The organism is Mangrovimonas sp. TPBH4 (assembly GCF_001280505.1).
Classification (GTDB): Bacteria; Bacteroidota; Bacteroidia; order Flavobacteriales; family Flavobacteriaceae; genus Mangrovimonas_A.
The window spans coordinates 399178-418880 of record NZ_LBIO01000037.1; the positions used below are offsets into that span (position 1 = coordinate 399178).

Here is a 19703-nt window from a genome sequence, read left to right on the forward strand (position 1 = left end):
ATAAGCCCATAATAATTGTGTAGCTCCCGGCAAGAAATTGTTGGGAGTTATTTTTAAAATATGCTTTGTATTCTCAAAAAACGTCTTATATTTGCAGCACGATATCGCGGGATAGAGCAGTAGGTAGCTCGTCGGGCTCATAACCCGAAGGTCACTGGTTCGAGTCCAGTTCCCGCTACAAAGCTTAAAGCTGTTAAACTGAACGGATTGTGTATTCACAATCCGTTTTTTTTATGCAGTCAGCTATGCGGTTTTTGTTTGAAGTACACGATGCAGTACACGATTTTAGTATGAAATTGAACTACAATGAACCCAAAATCTTCACAGGAGGCGTCAAGGTTTCCGAATGGAGTAAACTATCCAAAAAAGAGCAGAAAGATGCTCTTAAAAAGGACTGGTACGTCTATTATTCTTACCGAGATCCCGAGACGGGAAAGTTGACCCGACAAACAAATTTGAAAGGAGATGCAAATTTTCAGAAGACAAAAAGGAATAGGTTAAAAATCCTAACACAAATAAAAGCGACTTTGGAGAAGGTTCTGGAGGCAGGATATAATCCCTATGCAGAGGACAATTCCAAGGTAAAGGACAGGCTTCTTAGCAAAGAACCGAAAGTCGTTGAGATGGCACGAGTAGAGGCTAAAACTGATAGTCGCAATAATGACCATAAGATTGCTCCAGAGATTTCCAATAAAGTTACCGAGGTAGCTGCTAGTAAAGCCAATCATAAAGTTGAAGGTATACAGGAGGAGGCAGAAAATGTGATGACGCTAGGGGAGGCCTTCAAGCTTGGTTTGGAAACTAAGCAAAAGGTTCTCAACGCAACTTCCTACCCTAAGTTCAAGAGTCGTATCAACAGGTTAAAGAGCTGGTTACAGGAAAATGGGATCACAGAAGAGTCTTCCATTAACCTAGTGACTAAAAAGATCGTAATAAATTACCTTAATGATGTCCTTCAACGTACAAGTCCAAGGAACAGAAATAATGCCCGTGTTGATCTAAGCTCTTTGTTTCAGGTTCTAGAGGACAATGAAGTAATAGCTGGCAATTTTGTTAAGAAGATCAATGTCCTTAGCGCTAAGCCTATCCGAAATAAGACCTATAAGCCACAAGAGAACAAAGAGATTTATGCCTACCTTGAAAAGGAGGATCCTATTCTATCCTTGTTCATTAAGTTTGTTTCCTATAACTTCCTTCGTCCCATAGAAGTTTGTAGGTTGAAAGTAAAGGATCTGGACGTGGAGGACAAAAAGTTGTATGTAAAGGCGAAGAATAAGCCTGTTAAGACAAAAATTATCCCAGCCAAACTTCTGAAAGACCTTCCCGACCTAACGAAGATGGATAGAAATTCCTTCCTATTTACTCCTGACAGAATTGGAGGGGAATGGGACACTACGGAAGTCAATAAGCGAGATTATTTTACAAAAAGATTTAAAAAGGTCAAGGATCATTTTGGCTTAGATGGGAACTATGGACTTTATAGTTTTAGGCATACTTTTATTACTATGCTTTACAGGGAACTTAAAAAGAACTTTAGTACTTATGAGACCAAATCCCAATTAATGCTTATTACAGGCCATTCAACTATGGAAGCACTAGAGAAGTATTTAAGGGATATCGACGCAGAACTACCAAAGGACTACTCTAACCTAATTAAGGTATAATTTAATCCTTACTAATTATGTGTCTCTTTTTTTGACCTGAAAGGATTTAGGGGTAATGTGAATAAACAATAGTTGTTTTAGGTGGGTTAGAAGTGGATAAATTATAATTTCGCCCGACCTAAATCAATATTGTATGGCATATTTTAATAACATCAACCTAAAGGATGAATCTGGTAGTAAAAAGGCATTAGAGTTAATTGAGGAGCTCGAAGATTTTGATGAGCTTTTAGTTGGGGAGGGATACTTTCAATGGGAAAACTCGGCAAGGATAGTAGTATCTGATGAAATTTTTCAAAATCAAGTTGTCCCCTTAAAGCGCCAGCTAACACCCGTAAAAGAATTGCGGGATGAGTTCTATGAGTTTATTGTAACAAGATGGAAGATTTTTATTTCAGAGGACTATAATGATTTTTTACGTGAATGGGACAAAGCCGTGTTTGGAAAAGATGCACTAGAGCTCAGGAAATATGCAAGTGGACTATTTCTTGATATTATGTCTGTATTAAAACCAGAAGGGTTTGATAAGGTCGTCCAGACGGTGAATAGTGAGGGGGATGTTGTGTCGTATACACAAGCCAAGTTTGAGTACCTTTATTATCACAGAAATGCCTTAAAGAGGGCGTTGGCGACTAAAGATATGGTTGTCCCATTTCTATGTGGTGATCTAGAGTATTTCACAGAGGAGTTAATTCTTCAAAATTTAAATATTCGAACTGTAGTCAACTTCGAGACACATTTAAAAATATTACTTAATCTTAATAGGCAGTTCAAATTCGAAGAAGATAATTACTTTTCCAAGGCAGCGGAATTAAAGCGGAAATATGAAGAAGGCTATATGGATCTGTTTAATGACTTTGAGTTTTTCCGTTTTGTCTACAATAAGATAACTTCATTTAGGGAGTATCCAGAGATGTACATTCAGGCCTTTTTTCTTGCTATGGCAGGAAAAGGATATCTCGAAGAGAGTAAGCCAAAGAGCTACCTTAATTTCGTTAAAAAGGAGTTTGGAGTGGAGCTTATTCGGGTTCTAAAACCTAAGGAACATTTGAACAGAAAATATTATGAAAGGGTTCAACTTTTAACCACCGAAATCGAGAAATACGAAGCCTCAATGGAGGGTAAATCGGCTTTTTGATATAGAAATGCCCTTTTTTGATATAACTTTTCTGTTTTTTGATATAGAATGTAATACAGTTTTTTAGCCCTCTTCTGGGGATGCTCATAATTTGCAAGTGTTAACCAATACCTGTAAATTATGAACAGTATTACTATTAAAAGGAAAGCAGATCGAGTAAGGAGGCTTTCGGTGCTCAGCACCTTTATCCTTACAAAAGAAATTCAAGTGAAGCAAAGTAGCGGTAAAGCAGCCCTACTTTTCTTTAGACTACAAATTTATATATGCCGCCTATGGATCCGTATGGTCTATAGGCGGCATTCTTATTTATTAACCCAAATTAAACTTTAATCAACTATGAAAAAATTTATGATTAATGTGCGAGTAACTAGCACACAAATGGACGGTATAGAACAAATGAGGCATGCCAAAAAACAAACTGTTTCTGAATACATCAGAGGCTTGATCGATCAAAATATGCTTAATCCTAAAAAACTTAAGAATTATGAAAGATCCTAATGTTACATTGGATAAGCATTTTGATCTTTTGCATGAGATCGAAAGGGAAGAGAAAGCCCTAAGGGATAAATCATCGCAACATGGTTGTTTTATCGTAAAGTCGGGAAATGAATGGATAGAGGACGCTAAACAGCGTCCCATTCCAAACATGCTGTTTAGTGAATTTTGGTATGAAAGGGAAGTCAGCGTTTTGTTTGCCGACACCAATGTTGGTAAATCTATATTGGGAATGCAAATTGCTGACAGTATAAGTAGGGGCATTGCCATAGATGGGTTTCAAATAGAGACTTCCACTAAAAAAGTAGCCTATTTTGATTTCGAGCTTTCCGATAAACAGTTTGAAAAGCGTTACTCTAAAGACTATACCGATCATTATAAGTTTCACGACAATTTTCTTCGAGCCGAGATAAACCCAGAAACAGAGATCCCTAAGGAATTTGTAACCTTTGAAGATTACTTGTGCCATTCGTTCGAAACCATGATCCAAAACCACGGAGCAGAAGTTCTCATCATAGATAACATCACTTATCTAAAGAGTGACAATGAGAGAGCTAAGGATGCTTTGGCCTTGATGAAGCATTTAAAAGCTTTAAATAGGAAGTATGGGGCGTCAATTTTGGTATTGGCGCATACTCCCAAACGAACCGGGTTCAACCCTATCACCAAGAATGATCTTGCAGGAAGTAAAATGCTTATGAACTTTTGTGATAGTGCCTTCGCCCTTGGAGAAAGTACCATGCTCCCATCTTATAGGTATATCAAACAAATAAAGCAGCGGAATACAGAACAGATCTATCATGGAGAAAACGTTGCCGTGTGTGAGATCGTTAACCCGCATAACTTTTTGAAGCTCGAACTAAGGGAATTTGGATCTGAAACAGACCATTTGAAGCAGTTAAGCGCAAGTGATATGTCTGAGAGGGATGAAGTTATAAAAAAGCTTAAAAGCGAAGGACTTGCGAACACCAAAATTGCGGAACAGCTGGGTGTGAGTGAAGGAACAATTAGAAATACAAACAAAAGATTAGGCCTATAAAACTTTGGCAAACGCATCCACTGTATATGAAATAAGTCAATTGCTCCCTAAAGAGGAGCGAATGCGGCTATTCAATATGCTCAAGGATGAGTTGCGGCCAGAAGAAGTGTCTCCTAAGATAAAGAAGATGAAAAAGCGAAAAACAATCGACTATACCGAGGAGGATGCTTTGGCCTACCTATTTAATGCACTTAAAATTTAATGAGAAAAAAAATCGTAACGTTCGTAACATTCGTAACCCTTACGAATATTACGAACGTTACGAGCATTACGATTAAACCAGTTTAGAATTATGAACTATAGATATTATTTAGACCGATCAAGTAAAAAGTTTCCATGTCCCAACTGTCAGAAAAAGACCTTTGTAAGGTATATGGACGCTATTGAAAACAATTATTTAGAAGCCAATTTTGGACGTTGTGACAGAGAAAGTAAATGTGGATACCATAACAAGCCAGATGGGAACCAGCGAATTATTTCGCCTCATGCTGGCACTTTTATTCGGCCAGAGGCTTCTTTCCATAATGAAGATAGTTTACATATAGGCGGTAACGACTTTAATGGGAACCACTTCATAAGGTACTTACAAAAGTTCTATGATAGGGAAACTATCATAGCCGCTATTGAAAAATTTCGCATAGGGAACTCCAACCATTGGGCAGGAGCTACGGTATTCTGGCAAATAAATGAAAAGTTGCAAATATGTGCAGGGAAGGTAATGCTTTACGATCCTATAACGGGTAAGCGTGTAAAAGATCCTTACCCTCATATTAACTGGATGCACAAGGTTTTGAAATTAGATAGGTTTGTGCTCCAGCAATGCTTGTTTGGGATCCATAATTTAGGTTTACATCCAGAAGGAAGTACCGTCTGTATTGTAGAGTCTGAAAAGACCGCAATCATAATGAGTATAAGGTATCCTCAATTCTTATGGTTGGCAACTGGATCTAAGTCCAATTTTAAGCATGAGTTATTAAAGCCTTTGAAAGGGTACCATGTCATTGCCTTTCCAGATAAGACAGAGTTCGAAAACTGGAGTAAAAAGGTAGAGGTAATGACGAAACGAGGCCTGTCAATCAGGGTGAATCCTTTTTTGGAGCATAGAGGTTTGGAAGAGGGAGCAGATTTGGTGGATTTTTTTGCACAAAAGGAAGCGGCATAAAGTTTTGTTGTGTTTTTAGATGTTGGGTTCTTTTTCTTGTGTTTTTGGGTACAAATGTAACCACTGCAACGGTTCAGCAACGGTTCAGCAACGGTTCAGCAACGGTTCGGCAACGGTTCGGCAACGATCGTTGCAACGGTTGGGAAGTGGTTTGCAACGGTTATTTTTAGTAAATTTAGTCCATGTGTTTTCATACAAGTACTTGGCATGAGCCAGAATATTTGGAAAAGGATTTTAAGGTGAAACTGGCCGACGAAAACATTCGTCCATATTTTAAGCAACCTCATTATCACCACAACGGCTTTTCCCATCCCAACATGTTGGTCATCCCACAAGAAAACTCGGCCGTCTTGGCTCCTGGGGTTTGGGGGATCGTTCCAAGTGATAGAACTGTAGAAGAAATCAAACCCTATTACAAAGAGTCTGTGAAGTATGGATCGGGGTTAAATGCTCGTAGCGAAAAAGTTTTCCAACACTTTTTGTATAGGGAGTCCATTATGGATAAAAGGTGCATCATACCAGTGTCTGGCTTTTTTGAACCACACGACCATAAAGGTAAAAAATACCCATTTCATTTTAAAGATAAAGAAAGTAAGCCTTTGGCCTTGGCAGGTCTGTATACTCTTATTGGTACTTATATCACCTTTACAATCCTTACTAGGGAAGCCTCCCCTTTATTTGCAAAGATACATAACAAGAAAAAGCGGCAGCCTTTGATACTCGATGCCGACTATGCTCATAACTGGCTGTCCATGGATCTTACTCAGTCAGACATAAAGGAGATCATCAACTATACCTTCCCAGAGGAGCTTCTTTACGCCTATTCGGTAAGTAAAGACCTGTTTAGTCCCAAAGTGGATAGTAATACCCCATCTATACTTGAAAAGGTTGAATATGACGGGATATTATAATGTTAAAGTACTATTGTTTCCAAATTGGAGTGGAAGCTCTTTTCAATTAAAGGAGCGAGGATTGCAATGTGCTTGAACTTAGCGTTGGCATTATTCAAACACATCAATCTACGTTTTTAAATATTTCAGTTAAGTACTCCTTGTTCTTTTCAATAAAAAGCACCTTGTTCTCAGCAAATAGATCTTTAGTAACATTACCATCGCTCCATACCTTTTGGACTTTTTCAAACGGTGTTACTGATAGAATGAATGCTGAAATGTGAACTTCAACGTCCTTTTTGTCATTTTTTAAGTCTGCTTGAATTTTAGCTTCCAAAGTGGATGCATCCTTATTGCACCATATTACTTTGGGATTATTGAAGTGTGTTTCTCCTAGTAATATTCCCTTCGGATCAAGGAAGTAGATGTGTTGCTTTTTGCCATCAACTACCCAAAGGATAAAGTCAGGGTAAAATGAAGAGCTATCCATGAAGAAACCAATTCCTTTAACCGATAGGTTACGAAGTACAAATAGCTGCTTATCCTTAAATTTATCTGATTCCTTAGCGAACTGGCGCAAATGGTCTATAAAGTCTCTTTCACCATCATTTAACCGTACAGGAACAGTTTTAATCTCTTTGAACTTCTTACCATCGGCAATTGATGCAATGGGGGAATAAAGGTGCTTATCGAAGTGAATAGATGGAAGCGTTGTATCATCCTTCTCATACATCACGTTGATTTTTTCTTCTAATTCCTTGATGAATGTATCGTGTTTCTTGGGCACCTTCACAATCATAGTATGCGAAGCTGGGAACATTGCTTCATGTTCTTTGTGTGAGAGCATATCATAGGTAAGGTGTTCGGAAAGGAATGCCTTTTCTTTATCAGCATAGAACTTATTGATGTAATCCTTTACTAAGCTCACAGCTACTCCTTGTATTTTGCCTGAAATTGCTTCCATGATACTAAATTGGCCTTTATGGCTTAGTAGATTGAAGCCGCCACTTTCAATTAGCTGGGATAGTACAGGTTGGTTTACAATTAAGTTGCGATACCCTTTTAGTAGCTTGTATCTGTTTGCTTCCAATGAAAGTGAGTTGTAGTCGATGAAGTCTCGAAACTCTTTGATGAAATTTTCTTGATAATCTACTACATCTTCTGCCACCTGGCTATTGAAACCACCTGCTGCAATGCTGATTTTATTACGCATGTCAATAGTGACCCTTTTTGCCACATCTGGGCTATATTTCAATTCAATCAATTCATCCTTAAAGGATTTCCCTTCTTGTTTTTTGAAGGTCATTATTTGCCCATCCCACAGCTCTTTATGATTGAGTTTGATTTCTATTGGGATATTGGTGTAATCAGGTACTTCTTTTTCTATTTCCGTTAAGAAACGATTCATGTAAGATGCGTTCAAGCCCATTATGGAAAGGGTTTGTAATGCTCGTATATGGTAAGGCGAATCGGATTCTTCTCTTTTCAAGGAAAGGTTCTTGCCTTTAAGACGAACGCCACGACCAAAGAGCTGAATAATTTGAGCACCTTCACTTTTGCCCATGTTCATCAGCCCCATACTTGAAACTCTCCATGAGTTCCAACCTTCTATGAACTTCTTGGAACCAATTAGGATATTTATAGTAGAATTGGTCTCTGAAATGGCTTGAAATAATGAGTTGGAAAAATTGTCATCTTGAATGGTCAGTTCTCCTTCCGTATCTGCTTCTAGCGTTTTGGCATACTTAGGGACATCACCAATATTGATTACTGCAAAGTATTGATCACTGGTTTTTGTCTTTAACGCAATTTCACCTTCAGCCTGTTTTACCTGGAAGGCTTCAATGTTGCCAATGCCATTGAAAACCTTACTCAGAATGGTCTCTGCAATTGGTTTGGATGTTCTAAGATGCTCGAAATGACCTTTAAAAATATCATCCCCATCTGCATCTCTTAGCCCTGTGCTGTCATTGAGTATTTTGTCAATATCTACTTGTAAAGAAGCAGGTGATGAAAGTGCATACTTAAAGAACTTTATAATCCTAGAAACATCAGAAACACTTTCCTTATCTCCTTTGGTTAAGCTACTTGAATTTGAGCTAATTACTCGGCTTCCAACAAATACCCAAAGGGGCTTCTCGATGTTGTATTGGCGCAGTTCTTTTTTGTATTTCTCAAATAGTTCAAGCTGCTCATAATAACCCAATAAGCTTGCGGTAAGAAGTAGCTTATTTTGTTCTATGCTGTATTCGTTTTTGGTGTCAAGATTGAATACACTAAAGTCTTTCCCATAACCATCTGTATAAAAATGACGATAGGAGTAGTCAAAAATGATGGACTTTCCGTATTCCTGTAATAAGTCTTTTGTGCTATTTGTGATGATCTGACCAAAGGTTGCTGAATACTCGAAGGTGAATGACCCTTCGCCACGAGTCAAATGCTCTCTTAGATTCTTCCATGCTCTTTCTTCTGACTTTTGTCCTTTGTGTCCTTCATCAATGAATACTAAGTTTTTTGACTCTGAGAAGTAATCGACATCAACACTTACACCTTCCCCTTCCTTATCTTTAACCAATTTGGTAATCTCCAAAATGAGTATTTCTCCTTCTTTGGTTTTTAGGCTTTCTTCACTTCCAGAGTAAAGTTTTGCATCAATGCCACTTTCAACACAACTTTCATAATGTTGCCTGCTTAAACCTTCATTTGGGGTTATGAGAATGATGTTTTCCCATTCTTTGAAGTACTTTGTGATTTGCCAATAGTTGCAATGCATCAAGAGGGTTTTGCCACTACCAGTTGCCATCCAATAAGCAAGTTTCTTCAAGTCTTTTTCTGTATAGGCTTCTATTTGCTTAAAGTCTTTACTTCCTTTAGCATAGTCATTCAGCTTGGCAATAAGTTGATTTGCATTGTTGCTGTATTGGTCAAAAAAGTATTCGGTAAATAGTAAGGCAAACCATTGATAGTATTTGAATGTGAGAAATGGTTCAGCTCGGTTTTCACGGAGTTTTTTCTCATAACTCTGTATGGCTTCATCGTATTGATGTATAGCTCGATCTTCAATCAGTTTGTCTGAGTTAGACATTAAAGCACTGGCAAAATAGGTGTAACCCGTTGAGCTGGTGCCTGACTCTTTGTTGTTAAACTCATCTCGCAAGTCTTCAAAGGCTTCATAACCCAACTGATGCAAGATGTACCTGAAAAGGACAAGTTGTTTTTCTAGTTGCATGGTTATGAGAGCATTTTGTTTTTGAATACTTCTTCAATGGGTTGATAGCCTTCCATATGTGCCTGGTCATTGATATAGAGTAGGTCATATTCAAAGGTTTTGAGTTCTGTCTGTAATGTGACTGCATCTTCTTTGAAATCTTCTAAGCTCCAACCTTTCACTGAGCGCCATACTATTAAGATGTTTTTGTTGGCATTGTTATGACCGTAAATGAACTGGTATTTCTTACCATTGAGTTCTTTGGTGATGCATTTCTGCATGTGTAGCCCTATTAGGTAGTTAAAGGTTTCTACCAAATCAACGGCTTGCTCTGTATCATAAGTAAAGCCATCCCATACCTTGAGTTTGTAATCCCAAGGGTTTTGCATGGCGGCAGTATTCACTAAGGATTGGCTGCCTTTGGTTTCAAACTCCAAAAAGTATTTAGGGATGTACTTGTCGAATTCAAATGCCTTTTGCACGGCATCTTCTGAAGCATTAAAGGCAATGTTTTCTAAGGCTTCTTCATACTGTTCTAGGCGTTGGTACTTGAAGAATACCCCAAGTCCATTCATGCTGCCTTCTTTTGGTTTCCCAACCTTCCAATCGAAGGTGTAGGCTACTTTCTTAATACGGGGTATTAAAATGGTATGGAAGTATTGTCCTTGTTCAATCAATATGCACTTTCTTTCACCTTCATCATCTTTATTCAAAAGTTGAACAGCATGAAATGTAGTACCCGAACCAGGGAAGTAATCTAGATTTATTGAATTACGCTCATTCCCCATTATGTACAAACAATCCTTCACAGCCCAAATTGATTTTGGATATGAAAATTTAGCTTGATTAAACAAGGATTTTAATGTTTTTGTACCGTGCTCAGTAGCAGAGTATTTCGCATCTTGCCAAAATGTCAATGGTGTTATTCCATCTGTGTTAGGCCTGAATTTGTAGTACACTTGAGGAATATCTTTCTTATTTCTTTTTGTATGAAACTGAGAGTAGTCTTTTCGAACATTCTCTTCACTCCATCTCCAATTTTTTTCAACACCGTCATCAGTAATTGGCCAAATCTCAGTTTCTGATTTTGTCGGTTTCTCTTTAATCGACCACAATTCTGTTTCATCAGACCACTCCATCTTAGGCACTCGAATTGTCCCTTCCGCTAAATCTGCATACACTGGGTACCATTGTCGCTTTCCATCTGCTCTATCAGAGTTTGAGCCTTCCCTTCTAAAATTTCTCCATTCAAAAATGCTCGTATCATCTTTTTCTTTGTATCGCTCTAACTGCGCATCAGTTCTTGGGAGCTTCTTTATTTTTGAATCGGAGCTTGATTTAGCGAAAATTGCATATTCATGGGCAATTGCTAATCCAGCTTCATTAGGCCTTCCAGAAGGATTAGCGCGAATAGCTATAACACCTGCAATATTCTTTGGCCCATGTACCTTCGACATTATCATCGAAAGTGCAGGCATTTCTACATCATCGATTGTTACGCATAAATTTCCATTAACATGGAGAAGTGGTTTTCCAACTTCAATTCTGTTCTCAATTAATGAAGACCAAGAAGAGTGCTTGAAACTATTTTTATAAATTATCTCAGAAGCACTCGTGTTATATGGAGGGTCTATGTAAACATTGTTAATCTTACCGGTGTACGCATCTTTCAATAAGTTAAGGCCATGATAATTATCCGAACTGTAAACCTGTCCGTCTAATGAATCTGATAAGTTTATTGTCTCTGAAAGAAAATTTACCAGATCAATTTTAAATCCATTTGGGAAGTTTGCAGTATCAATAGGCAGCTTTCTCCAAGTATGCAAGTCTGTTTTAAGTTCTTCAATCTCTTTAGGAGCTTTCTTATCTCCAAACAGGTCTTTCCACTCAGCTATCTGCTTTTCATTTTTAATCACTTGTTCCAAAATGGGTTTGGCTGCTTCTTCGCCTACATACTTCACCAAGCGGTCAATGGTAATCACCCATTCAGTACTCAGCACAAACTTCTTTTTCTCCCAGAGCTTTTTTTGGAAGTCTTCTATCTGGCTAACAAATTCAATGATGGTATCAGCAATAGATTTGAATACCTTAATGGTTTTCAAATTATGCTTTAGTCGGTCAAAATGTGAATCTGTGTCGGTTACATAAAGGTCGTCTACATTCACCAATTCACTCTTGATGTAATAATCCAATTCACGCTCTAAGAAACCTTTCAGGTTTTTATGAATAAAGAAATCGTGCTTGTTCTTTCGTGTGTAGTGCTGGAGCTTCTTTAAGAGTAGGGGCTTACCTTCTTGTTTTTGCCATAGGTTGGCAAATATTGGATTGGTGCCAAATTCTTTTTTCAAGAAATCAAATGCAATTTCATCTAAAGTGTCTTGCTTGCTATTGCCTTTTACTTTCTTCTTTTCATCATCACCTAATGGCCTGTACTCAAAATAGATGGTTATTTCTTTCTCATTGACATCAGGCTGCTTGTTGGCTAACACAAATTGCAAGTCGCTGTCATCTTTTTCTTTGATTTCAGGTGACTTATCAGAAAGCATAAAGAAGTTGGTTTCTTCAGCTTTTACATTTCCTTGTTCAAGTTGTGCATTGTGCAATTTGAAGTTTACTACAAGGTTGCTATCTGCAGTCTGCACCTTAAAGGCATAGTGGTTGAAGGTCTCGGATGATTTGATGTAGTATTGATCCTGATTAGCCCAATGAAAATGTGTTTCTTCACCATTGTACGGCACAACATACTTTTCATTCTTACCAAACCTTCGCTTGCTGATAAAGTCTCCTTTATCGTAGTAGCGAGAGAAAAACAAGGTCAGGTGGTTGTAAATCTGATTCTCAGTTTCAACCGAAACGGAGGATTCAGTGGCTTTTGATTTTAGCTCTTTGTATTGGGTTATTTCATCCTTGTAATCTTCTTCATAAATGGCTAACCTGGTTTCATCTTTCTTCTCAACAGCTTCTAACCATTTTTTGAGTGAAGTAGATTTCTCCATCTCAGTAATTTGGTCTTGAACCTGTATTGTTTCATCGGCTGATAAAGTCTGCAATTCTGCCTTTACTTTGTCTACCAATAGTTGGTCAATGAAGGTGGCAATCTCTTTCTTTTTGTAATAGAGAATTTTATAAACACCAAAATCCAAGTCCTGAGAATCAAACTGAAATAGTTGATTGAGGAAGAATTTTAGTTGTTCTAGCGATGTATTGTCTTTAGCCATTCTGCTCGTCTTTCTTAATTTCTATTAGTAAATCTTTGACTTCAACGTCAAGAATTCTTGCAATCTCATATAGCACTTCAAGTCTAGGTTGTTGTCGGTTTTGAACATATCCGTTCACCATGTTGTAACTCTTCCCGAGTTGTTCGGCTAACCATTTTTGCTTAATTCCCTTTTCTTCAAGTACTTCCTTTATTCGGTTCATGTCCGTATAAATTTATGTTAGCCAAAATAGTTATTTAATTTCTACTATCTCGTTTTTCAATATAAAAAGTGTTTGTGTAATTATAAGTTAGTGGGAGTAAAGGGTAAGCTATTTTTGGAATGAGTAAAGCAGGTGCAAAATGTGCTTGGCTTTTTATTTCAATGGGGGCAACGGTTTGATTATGGGCAGAAGGGTTTTAGAAGTAATTTCCTGTCAGCTTGTGCTAAGTAGGTTAAGTTTTATTGTTTCGATTTATTGCTCTGCGGAGCTTGCTTCTCAATAGGTTTTGTGGGGCACAGGAGTTTTAGTTTTTCTAACTCACTAGTCGTTTTTATCAACTTTTCATTTAATTGTTCAAATTGTATAGCCTTAAGAGAGTCTTGAATTATTATTAATCGGATGTTCTTCTTAAGGAGGTTGATACTGTTTTCCTGGCTGTCAATTTGCATTTTTAAGTCTACCGTTTTCTCTTGTCCATTAAACACGCTTATTGAAAACAAAATTATACCAAGTAAGGCTGTTTTCGCTTGCCAATCAAATAATTTTTTGGTGTCAGCAATTGTCCAGGAACCTATAAATCCTTTTTCTCTTGCCTTGTCAATTCCTTTTCCACCGAGAATGATGCTTATTACGAAAGACAAAAAGGCTCCACCAGTAAGGAGGTAATATACTATTCCTATTTCCCTCTTATCTATAGCGAAAGTAGCAAAGGCTCCAACAACCGCAATCATTGTTAATGAAGCGGCAATGATTTGAGTGCTTAGTGTAACTCCAATATTTACTGCGTCCTTCTGGTCACTCATCCCCAAATTTCGAGTCTAGTTGTTCTTAGTTCCCTCCAAAGGTTGTCAATAGTCTTCATAATTTGATGACCACTTACGTCCTCCTTATTGTCCTTTATACTTTCTGAAATGATTGTTCCGATGTCGGTTTGGATACTGTATTCTAAGTCTAGGAATTCTTTATGGTTTGGAAAATATATCTCTAGTCGGCTTTCCATTAACGGTCGTACTATTAAGTGATGGAAGTTGACCATTAAAAAGTACTTTGCGTCTGGACGAAGATTATTTTCTGTGTCCGCCCGATCGATTGATCTCCTTATGGTTTTTATAAAGTCATAGTCTGTGTAAAAAGAAACTCTTCTCTGCCTGTCCCAATCGTATAGGTAGTCTGCATAAAGATTCTCGTAAATTTTATAATAATTACTGTCCATATTATCCTTTTTTTTGCCCTACAAAGGACTAAAAAACACATAGTGTTTATATTTTCCTCCACTGTAAAGGTATTGTTCTTTATTTAGTCAAAGTTAACTGTTTTTGCATACCTATTGTGAGAAAAAAACTGTGCTTTACGTTGCGTAGTACATTGTTGGTTGGGTTGGAACAGCTAAAATATAAAATATAAGTTGGTTTTGTAAGTATTATCATAATTATTTCCTCTTCGGTTATTTGGCGTGGTATTGATTTATTTTACGGGAGTATATATGTGTATATACAAACAGTTAGTTGTTGTGAACGATTTTTTTTGAATTTTTATCTGTATATTTGAATAAGAAAAGATATAAACCAGAGTACACGATTGCGTACACGGTTTAGCAAAAAATAGCATCAATAGCGTTAAAATTCGGGGCAATTTTCAAACTCATAACCCGAAGGTCACTGGTTCGAGTCCAGTTCCCGCTACTAATTGGAAATCATCCAGATAAGCAGTTTAGTTCACTCTAAACTGCTTTTTTTATGTCAAATTTGAATGAATTGGTTACATTTGAACACGAAAATGAACACGTTTTAGAACACGATTTGCCTACCAAAAAATTATTTTCCACCCCAAAAATCCACACCGCCAAGGGCGACCTATCGAAAAGATGGTATGTCTATTTTTCCTATCGCAATCCAGAAACGGGAAAGCTTGAGCGTTACAAAAAGAACATTTACGGAGTCGCCAACAGCTACAAGACAAAAGAGGAACGCATGACGGTACTCAGTGTCTATAGACAACGTTTGTTAAAACTTCTCAAAGAGGGCTACAGTCCGTATGAGAACAATCTCGACAGATATAATGGTACAGAACAGGGAGAAGTAAAAGAGAAAGCAGAGCATGAAGTTGTGGCAAAAGAAAAGCCCATTGAACATACCGAGGTTGTCCCCGAAGAAAAAGAAGTAGAAATAGAGGAAGACTCCAAGGAAAAGGGCATGGGCTTTAAGGAAGCCCTCGACTTTGACTTTTCACTGAAATCGGCACAGCTCAGGGAAAGCAGCCTCAGGTCATACAAGAGCCATATCAAGGTATTCTATGAATGGTTCCAAAAAGAGCATCCAGAAGTGGAATTCATCGAACAGGTGGACAGGAAACTGGTGCTAACGTTTCTGACGAGCCTTTTGGAGACTTCTACGCCAAGAAACAGGAACAACTACAGGGCAAGCCTGAGCAGCCTGTTCCAGACCTTGGAGGACAACGATATTGTCCCCTCTAACTTTGTGGGCAAGATCAAGGTTCTCAAATCCACACCAAAGCGCAACAAGTCGTATTCCAAGGGACAACAGGAGGAAATCTTCGAATTCTTGGAAAAGGAAGACCCAACACTGCTCTTGTTCATCAAGTTCATATCCTACAATTTCCTGAGACCATTGGAAGTGTGCAGGCTAAAGGTTGGGGATATCGACCTAAAGCACAGGACCCTTAGTTTTGAGGCAAAGAACAGCCCTATGAAGACCAAGATCATTCCCGACCTTTTGCTACGTGACCTTCCCGACCTATCGAATAAAGATAAAGGTCATTACCTGTTCACTCCAGAGGGAATAGGAGGCGAATGGGAGACGAGCCTGGAGAACAAGCGCAACTACTTTACCAAGCGCTTCAAGAAAGTGGTCAAGGAATCCTTTGGACTGGGAGAGGACCATGGCCTCTATAGCTTCAGGCATACCTTCATTACCAAGCTTTACAGGGCCTTGGTGGCAGATTCCTCACCGCATGCAGCCAAGAGCAAGCTGATGCAGATAACAGGCCACAGTTCCATGACAGCTTTGGAGAAATACCTTAGGGATATCGATGCGGAGCTTCCAGAGGACTATTCGGCAATGCTATAAAGAAATAAGGAAAGCGATATGACATCCATTGAAGAGATCAACTATGAACTTGGAATAAACATCATGAAGGCCTCGGTAGTGTTCATTCCAAGTATCATGATAGAAGAGGCTAAAAAGAAAAACGATACCATCGATTTTGACCAATATGGGGGGAAGGTTCTCCTTATCGAGGGCAACGGCAAGAACTATTTTTTGGAGGATAACAGTCCATCCCTTTACCATGTGCTTCAGAAAAGCGTGCTTCTTGATGGGAACATCCTGAAACTTTTACAGTGGAAGGAGAAATTCGATACAGCCACGTTTGAATTCATTCTTGAAAAGTATCGGGAGCAGCTAAAGGGATATACCTTTGCCGCCGAATGGCTCCAGGCCAATGTAAAGAGCGTGGTTGCCAATGTTTCTGAGGAGGTTCTCGGTTCATTCGGGATGCAATATGACCAGTTGGAAAAACACCGTTTGGATGTTGACAGGCGATTTGGACTTCGGGCCCTTGAACAGCAAAACCCATCCAGTGCCCCTGTGGCAAACGAAAAAATGGAGCTACCCGCGATTATGGAACTGATGGGCATGGAGAACCTGAACAAAGGGATGGCCACGATGCAGGAGACCGTTGTCCCCAAGCAGGACAGAAGTGAACGGATAAAGGTGCTAAAGGCAAAGATAGAGGCGGAGGCGGACGACTATCTTTTGGATTATATCTTTGGAGTCCCGACAGGAAAAGCAACACTAGAGCAGTAATAAAATAAACAACAATAAAATTATCAGTGATATGGCGAAATCCGATACAGACGATCAATCCGTAACCTTTAGGATACCCAGAGTTCTTAAAAATGAAATCAATCAACGTGCAGAAATGAAGGGGGTCAGACTGTCCGAATATCTGAGGGATTTATTGACTTCAGTTGTGGAGGATAGGGTGTGCCAAGCAGAAAGGGAAAGGATTAAGGAACTGGAGAACCAGAAGTTTTTAAGGTCCAAGGAATTTATGCAGTTGGTAATATGGATGTACAGTAAGCGTGTAGCACAGAAATACAATAAGGAAACGGATTACCTTGATGACCATATAAAGACCTTAAAACAGGTTGGGGACCATGTGCCAATGGCCCTTTCGAAAGAATTTGACAAGGTATTGAAGAGTCTTCTGTCCATTGATAGGGATAGTATTTTTTCTGTGTCCTATGATTTTATAAAAGGCTCTGGAAATAAGCAAAAATTCGATTTCGAAAAGCTTGAAAAATTTCTGTTATCAAAGCCTGTAAAAGTTCCAAATTTTACACCTTTTCCATTGAAAAAGTAACAATGAATTTTGTAATACAATTTGTAAGACAATTGTCTTACAATTGTCTTACAAATTTTTTTTTGTTTTTTGAACAGTTGATTTGACCACATTTGTGGTCGAAAAAAGCCTGTTTTAAGGGGTTTTTGTGTGTCTGTAGTTCCAATAACGGTTATTGAAGTTATTGTTGGAGTATTGTTGGTTGTAAGACAATTTTTGTGTTTTTATAGAAATCTGTAGACTTTATTGGAGAAAACCATAAGCAATGAATTATACACGGTGTTGGCAGTTGTATTTTTATCTAATACATGAAGTAATAAAAAATAATTAAACATAAAATGATAGGTGAAATCGTCCACAAAATTTTAGTCTTAAGTTTTTTATTTGTTTTCCAAATTATAAACACACCAATAGAATGAATTAAAAGTGGAAATCCATAAAAATAAATTGTTATTGGCGAAAATGTAACTAGTAATACGCTAATAATTATTAAAATTTGTGGAGATATATAGAATTTACTTTCACTATATTTTCTATTTATCATATTGATTTAATATTCTGAGTAAAGTCAAATATTTAATTTGAAACACCTGCTAATAAATTAGTGCTGACTCTGGTAAACAATATAGTTCCCATTATAATGGTAAATTACTGCCAACGGTTTGTGTATAGTTTCGTTGCGTGAAAATCCGCAGGATTTTCAGGTTTAAGAAACTAAGATAGCAAAGTTGCGAGGATTTTCCGAGAGGAAAATCGGAAGCAATGAATTATACACGGTGTTAGCAAACGTTTTTTATTATTTTTTCAATTCTCAGAATATCATTTAAATTCACAAGCCTTGTAGTCTTTATGAATAAATTTTCATCATCAATTTCTATTTCTAATTCTTTTTCGTTTTCGAAATTCTTGAGTATATTTTTCAATAGGATGATGTTGTTACTTTTTTTTAAAGTAAAGCATTCATAATCTGCAATTTTTAATTCATCGTCGTTCCTTAAGAGGTCAAGAATCTTTTCAGATGAGGATTTTTCCCTAAAAAAGTAATGACCGTTAATATTGTCAATTTTTATCCAAAACATTACATGTGATTCACAATAGTCATCTTGATAGTAGGTCATTCCGTGTAATTCGGGTGCTGGTAAAAATACAATTCCATTTTCGAATTCAAATGGGTGTGAGTAGTGCCAATCGTCATAACTGTTTAAGGTTTTAGATTTTTCAAAAACTTTAATCTGTTTGTCTGTAAGTGTAGTTTTTCTATATTCTTTGCTTACTCTCAAATAGTTTATAGCTTTTTGAACCATTTTTTCGTCTTCGGTCGGAAGATTATCAAGTTCGAATTCTGGGATTGCACGAAATTCATTGTCATGCGAAATCCAATGCCCTGATTCAGCTTGTTCTAAAGTAAGTTTGACACCAGTTTCTGGGTCAATAATGTATTCGTCAGCTAAACTTTTTTCGAGCCTTTTTTCATACTCTTTTTCGCTTTTGGTTTTAAATGTAAAAGCTAAATAGAATGCTAATATTAATGCTGCGAAAATCAGGATTACAATAAGTACGTCAATAATGTTTTCCATATGTTTGCTAACGGTTTGTGTATAGTTTCGTTGCGTGAAAATCCGCTAGGATTTTCGGGTTAAGAAACTAAGATAGCAAAGTTGCGAGGATTTTCCGAGAGGAAAATCGGAAGCAATGAATTATACACGGTGTTGTGCATAGTGTTTTACTTTTTTGTTAGTTTTATAATCAAATACGGCATTAATATTCCTATTCCAATTAATATGGTCGAATATAAATCAAAAGGTTCTGCCTTTAAATAATCGGGAATCAAAGGATTTGAATGTCTTGCTGAAAAGACCATTATAAAAAGTCCAATTCCAAAAACTATTATCACGAAAAAGAGAACAGTGAATATATCCGTAATTAATTCTTTTACTTTAAATTTATTTCTAGTCGAATTGTAAATCATCCCAAAAAAAGGAATAGTAGCAAAAATTAAGTAGTCGAGAGTATTCGTTGGGATTCCGAAAAAGTAATCGGTCAATTTTTGTAGGTTTTCAGTCAGTCCAATCTGAAGTTTTGCTCCAAGTCCAAAATTCAACACAATGAAAATCAGTCCGCAAAGTCCGTAAATCAGATATTTTATTTTGCTAGGTATTTTATTCAATTCAATTTGCGTTTTGATTTGGATACATTATGCACAACGGTTTGTGTATAGTTTCGTTGCGTGAAAATCCGCAGGATTTTCGAGTTAAGAAACTAAGGTAGCAAAATTGCGAGGATTTTCCGCGAGGAAAATCGGAAGCAATGAATTATACACGGTGTTGT

General features: G+C 37.5%; 16 protein-coding genes and 1 tRNA gene. 10 read left to right on the top strand and 7 right to left on the bottom strand.

Going from position 1 to position 19703, the window contains the following annotated elements:
- Positions 1 to 105: 105 nt before the first annotated feature.
- The 7 genes from ZA05_RS03180 (at position 106) to ZA05_RS03205 (ending at position 6406) form a co-directional block, all read left to right on the top strand.
- Positions 106 to 178, top strand: a tRNA-Met gene (locus ZA05_RS03180).
- Between the two features lie 55 nt (positions 179 to 233).
- Positions 234 to 1664, top strand: coding sequence for a site-specific integrase (locus ZA05_RS03185; protein WP_053990097.1), 1431 nt, complete (start codon positions 234 to 236; stop codon positions 1662 to 1664).
- Positions 1665 to 1797: 133 nt separating this feature from the next.
- Positions 1798 to 2799, top strand: a complete 1002-nt coding sequence (locus ZA05_RS03190; protein ID WP_053990096.1) for a hypothetical protein — start codon at positions 1798 to 1800, stop codon at positions 2797 to 2799.
- A gap of 484 nt (positions 2800 to 3283) precedes the next feature.
- Positions 3284 to 4333 carry an AAA family ATPase gene (locus tag ZA05_RS03195; RefSeq protein WP_053990095.1) on the top strand — a complete coding sequence of 350 codons (1050 nt, stop codon included), beginning with the start codon at positions 3284 to 3286 and terminating at the stop codon, positions 4331 to 4333.
- A 4-nt stretch (positions 4334 to 4337) separates the two neighbouring features.
- On the top strand, positions 4338 to 4535 hold the full coding sequence (locus ZA05_RS18145; RefSeq protein ID WP_157514487.1) for a hypothetical protein: 198 nt from the start codon (positions 4338 to 4340) through the stop codon (positions 4533 to 4535).
- 90 nt (positions 4536 to 4625) lie between these two features.
- Positions 4626 to 5495 (top strand): DUF6371 domain-containing protein, encoded by an 870-nt coding sequence (locus tag ZA05_RS03200; protein ID WP_053990094.1) that lies wholly within the window; start codon positions 4626 to 4628, stop codon positions 5493 to 5495.
- Between the two features lie 182 nt (positions 5496 to 5677).
- Complete coding sequence (locus tag ZA05_RS03205; RefSeq protein ID WP_053990093.1) at positions 5678 to 6406, top strand: SOS response-associated peptidase; 729 nt, start codon at positions 5678 to 5680, stop codon at positions 6404 to 6406.
- 103 nt (positions 6407 to 6509) lie between these two features.
- On the opposite strand, the gene ZA05_RS03210 is transcribed toward ZA05_RS03205, so the two are convergent.
- From ZA05_RS03210 to ZA05_RS03230, 5 genes are all read right to left on the bottom strand, one after another.
- A complete protein-coding gene (locus ZA05_RS03210) occupies positions 6510 to 9614 on the bottom strand; it encodes a DEAD/DEAH box helicase family protein (protein ID WP_053990092.1) in 3105 nt (1034 codons plus the stop codon).
- Between the two features lie 2 nt (positions 9615 to 9616).
- Positions 9617 to 12811, bottom strand: a complete 3195-nt coding sequence (locus ZA05_RS03215; protein ID WP_053990091.1) for a DNA methyltransferase — start codon at positions 12809 to 12811, stop codon at positions 9617 to 9619.
- Positions 12804 to 13013, bottom strand: coding sequence for a helix-turn-helix transcriptional regulator (locus ZA05_RS03220; protein ID WP_053990090.1), 210 nt, complete (start codon positions 13011 to 13013; stop codon positions 12804 to 12806). Before ZA05_RS03220 ends, ZA05_RS03215 begins: the two co-directional genes overlap by 8 nt.
- 239 nt (positions 13014 to 13252) lie before the next feature.
- Complete coding sequence (locus tag ZA05_RS03225; protein WP_053990089.1) at positions 13253 to 13816, bottom strand: hypothetical protein; 564 nt, start codon at positions 13814 to 13816, stop codon at positions 13253 to 13255.
- The gene (locus tag ZA05_RS03230; RefSeq protein ID WP_053990088.1) at positions 13813 to 14226 is read right to left on the bottom strand and encodes a hypothetical protein; all 414 of its coding nucleotides are present in this window, start codon (positions 14224 to 14226) and stop codon (positions 13813 to 13815) included. Before ZA05_RS03230 ends, ZA05_RS03225 begins: the two co-directional genes overlap by 4 nt.
- A 523-nt stretch (positions 14227 to 14749) precedes the next feature.
- Between ZA05_RS03230 and ZA05_RS03235 the strand changes: the two genes are divergently transcribed.
- Genes ZA05_RS03235 through ZA05_RS03245 form a run of 3 tightly spaced genes read left to right on the top strand, consistent with a single transcriptional unit; the run spans position 14750 to position 17396 of the window.
- The gene (locus ZA05_RS03235) at positions 14750 to 16099 is read left to right on the top strand and encodes a site-specific integrase (protein WP_053990087.1); all 1350 of its coding nucleotides are present in this window, start codon (positions 14750 to 14752) and stop codon (positions 16097 to 16099) included.
- 18 nt (positions 16100 to 16117) lie between these two features.
- Complete coding sequence (locus ZA05_RS03240; RefSeq protein ID WP_157514486.1) at positions 16118 to 16837, top strand: hypothetical protein; 720 nt, start codon at positions 16118 to 16120, stop codon at positions 16835 to 16837.
- A gap of 31 nt (positions 16838 to 16868) precedes the next feature.
- Positions 16869 to 17396, top strand: coding sequence for a hypothetical protein (locus ZA05_RS03245; RefSeq protein ID WP_053990085.1), 528 nt, complete (start codon positions 16869 to 16871; stop codon positions 17394 to 17396).
- Positions 17397 to 18154: 758 nt separating this feature from the next.
- Here the strand turns inward: ZA05_RS03245 and ZA05_RS03250 are convergent.
- Both ZA05_RS03250 and ZA05_RS03255 read right to left on the bottom strand, forming a co-directional pair.
- Complete coding sequence (locus ZA05_RS03250; RefSeq protein ID WP_053990084.1) at positions 18155 to 18952, bottom strand: hypothetical protein; 798 nt, start codon at positions 18950 to 18952, stop codon at positions 18155 to 18157.
- 146 nt (positions 18953 to 19098) lie between these two features.
- Positions 19099 to 19542, bottom strand: a complete 444-nt coding sequence (locus ZA05_RS03255; protein WP_157514485.1) for a hypothetical protein — start codon at positions 19540 to 19542, stop codon at positions 19099 to 19101.
- Between the last annotated feature and the right edge of the window lie 161 nt (positions 19543 to 19703).

Bases quoted from the DNA above. Each gene is read 5' to 3' on its own strand.
- ZA05_RS03230 (WP_053990088.1), bottom strand. From the start codon at position 14,226: ATGGACAGTAATTATTATAAAATTTACGAGAATCTTTATGCAGACTAC.
- ZA05_RS03245 (WP_053990085.1), top strand. From the start codon at position 16,869: ATGGCGAAATCCGATACAGACGATCAATCCGTAACCTTTAGGATACCC.
- ZA05_RS03190 (WP_053990096.1), top strand. From the start codon at position 1,798: ATGGCATATTTTAATAACATCAACCTAAAGGATGAATCTGGTAGTAAA.
- ZA05_RS03250 (WP_053990084.1), bottom strand. From the start codon at position 18,952: ATGGAAAACATTATTGACGTACTTATTGTAATCCTGATTTTCGCAGCA.
- ZA05_RS03225 (WP_053990089.1), bottom strand. From the start codon at position 13,816: ATGAGTGACCAGAAGGACGCAGTAAATATTGGAGTTACACTAAGCACT.
- ZA05_RS03195 (WP_053990095.1), top strand. From the start codon at position 3,284: ATGAAAGATCCTAATGTTACATTGGATAAGCATTTTGATCTTTTGCAT.
- ZA05_RS03220 (WP_053990090.1), bottom strand. From the start codon at position 13,013: ATGAACCGAATAAAGGAAGTACTTGAAGAAAAGGGAATTAAGCAAAAA.
- ZA05_RS03200 (WP_053990094.1), top strand. From the start codon at position 4,626: ATGAACTATAGATATTATTTAGACCGATCAAGTAAAAAGTTTCCATGT.
- ZA05_RS03240 (WP_157514486.1), top strand. From the start codon at position 16,118: ATGACATCCATTGAAGAGATCAACTATGAACTTGGAATAAACATCATG.
- ZA05_RS03205 (WP_053990093.1), top strand. From the start codon at position 5,678: ATGTGTTTTCATACAAGTACTTGGCATGAGCCAGAATATTTGGAAAAG.
- ZA05_RS03235 (WP_053990087.1), top strand. From the start codon at position 14,750: ATGTCAAATTTGAATGAATTGGTTACATTTGAACACGAAAATGAACAC.
- ZA05_RS03215 (WP_053990091.1), bottom strand. From the start codon at position 12,811: ATGGCTAAAGACAATACATCGCTAGAACAACTAAAATTCTTCCTCAAT.
- ZA05_RS03185 (WP_053990097.1), top strand. From the start codon at position 234: ATGCAGTCAGCTATGCGGTTTTTGTTTGAAGTACACGATGCAGTACAC.
- ZA05_RS03210 (WP_053990092.1), bottom strand. From the start codon at position 9,614: ATGCAACTAGAAAAACAACTTGTCCTTTTCAGGTACATCTTGCATCAG.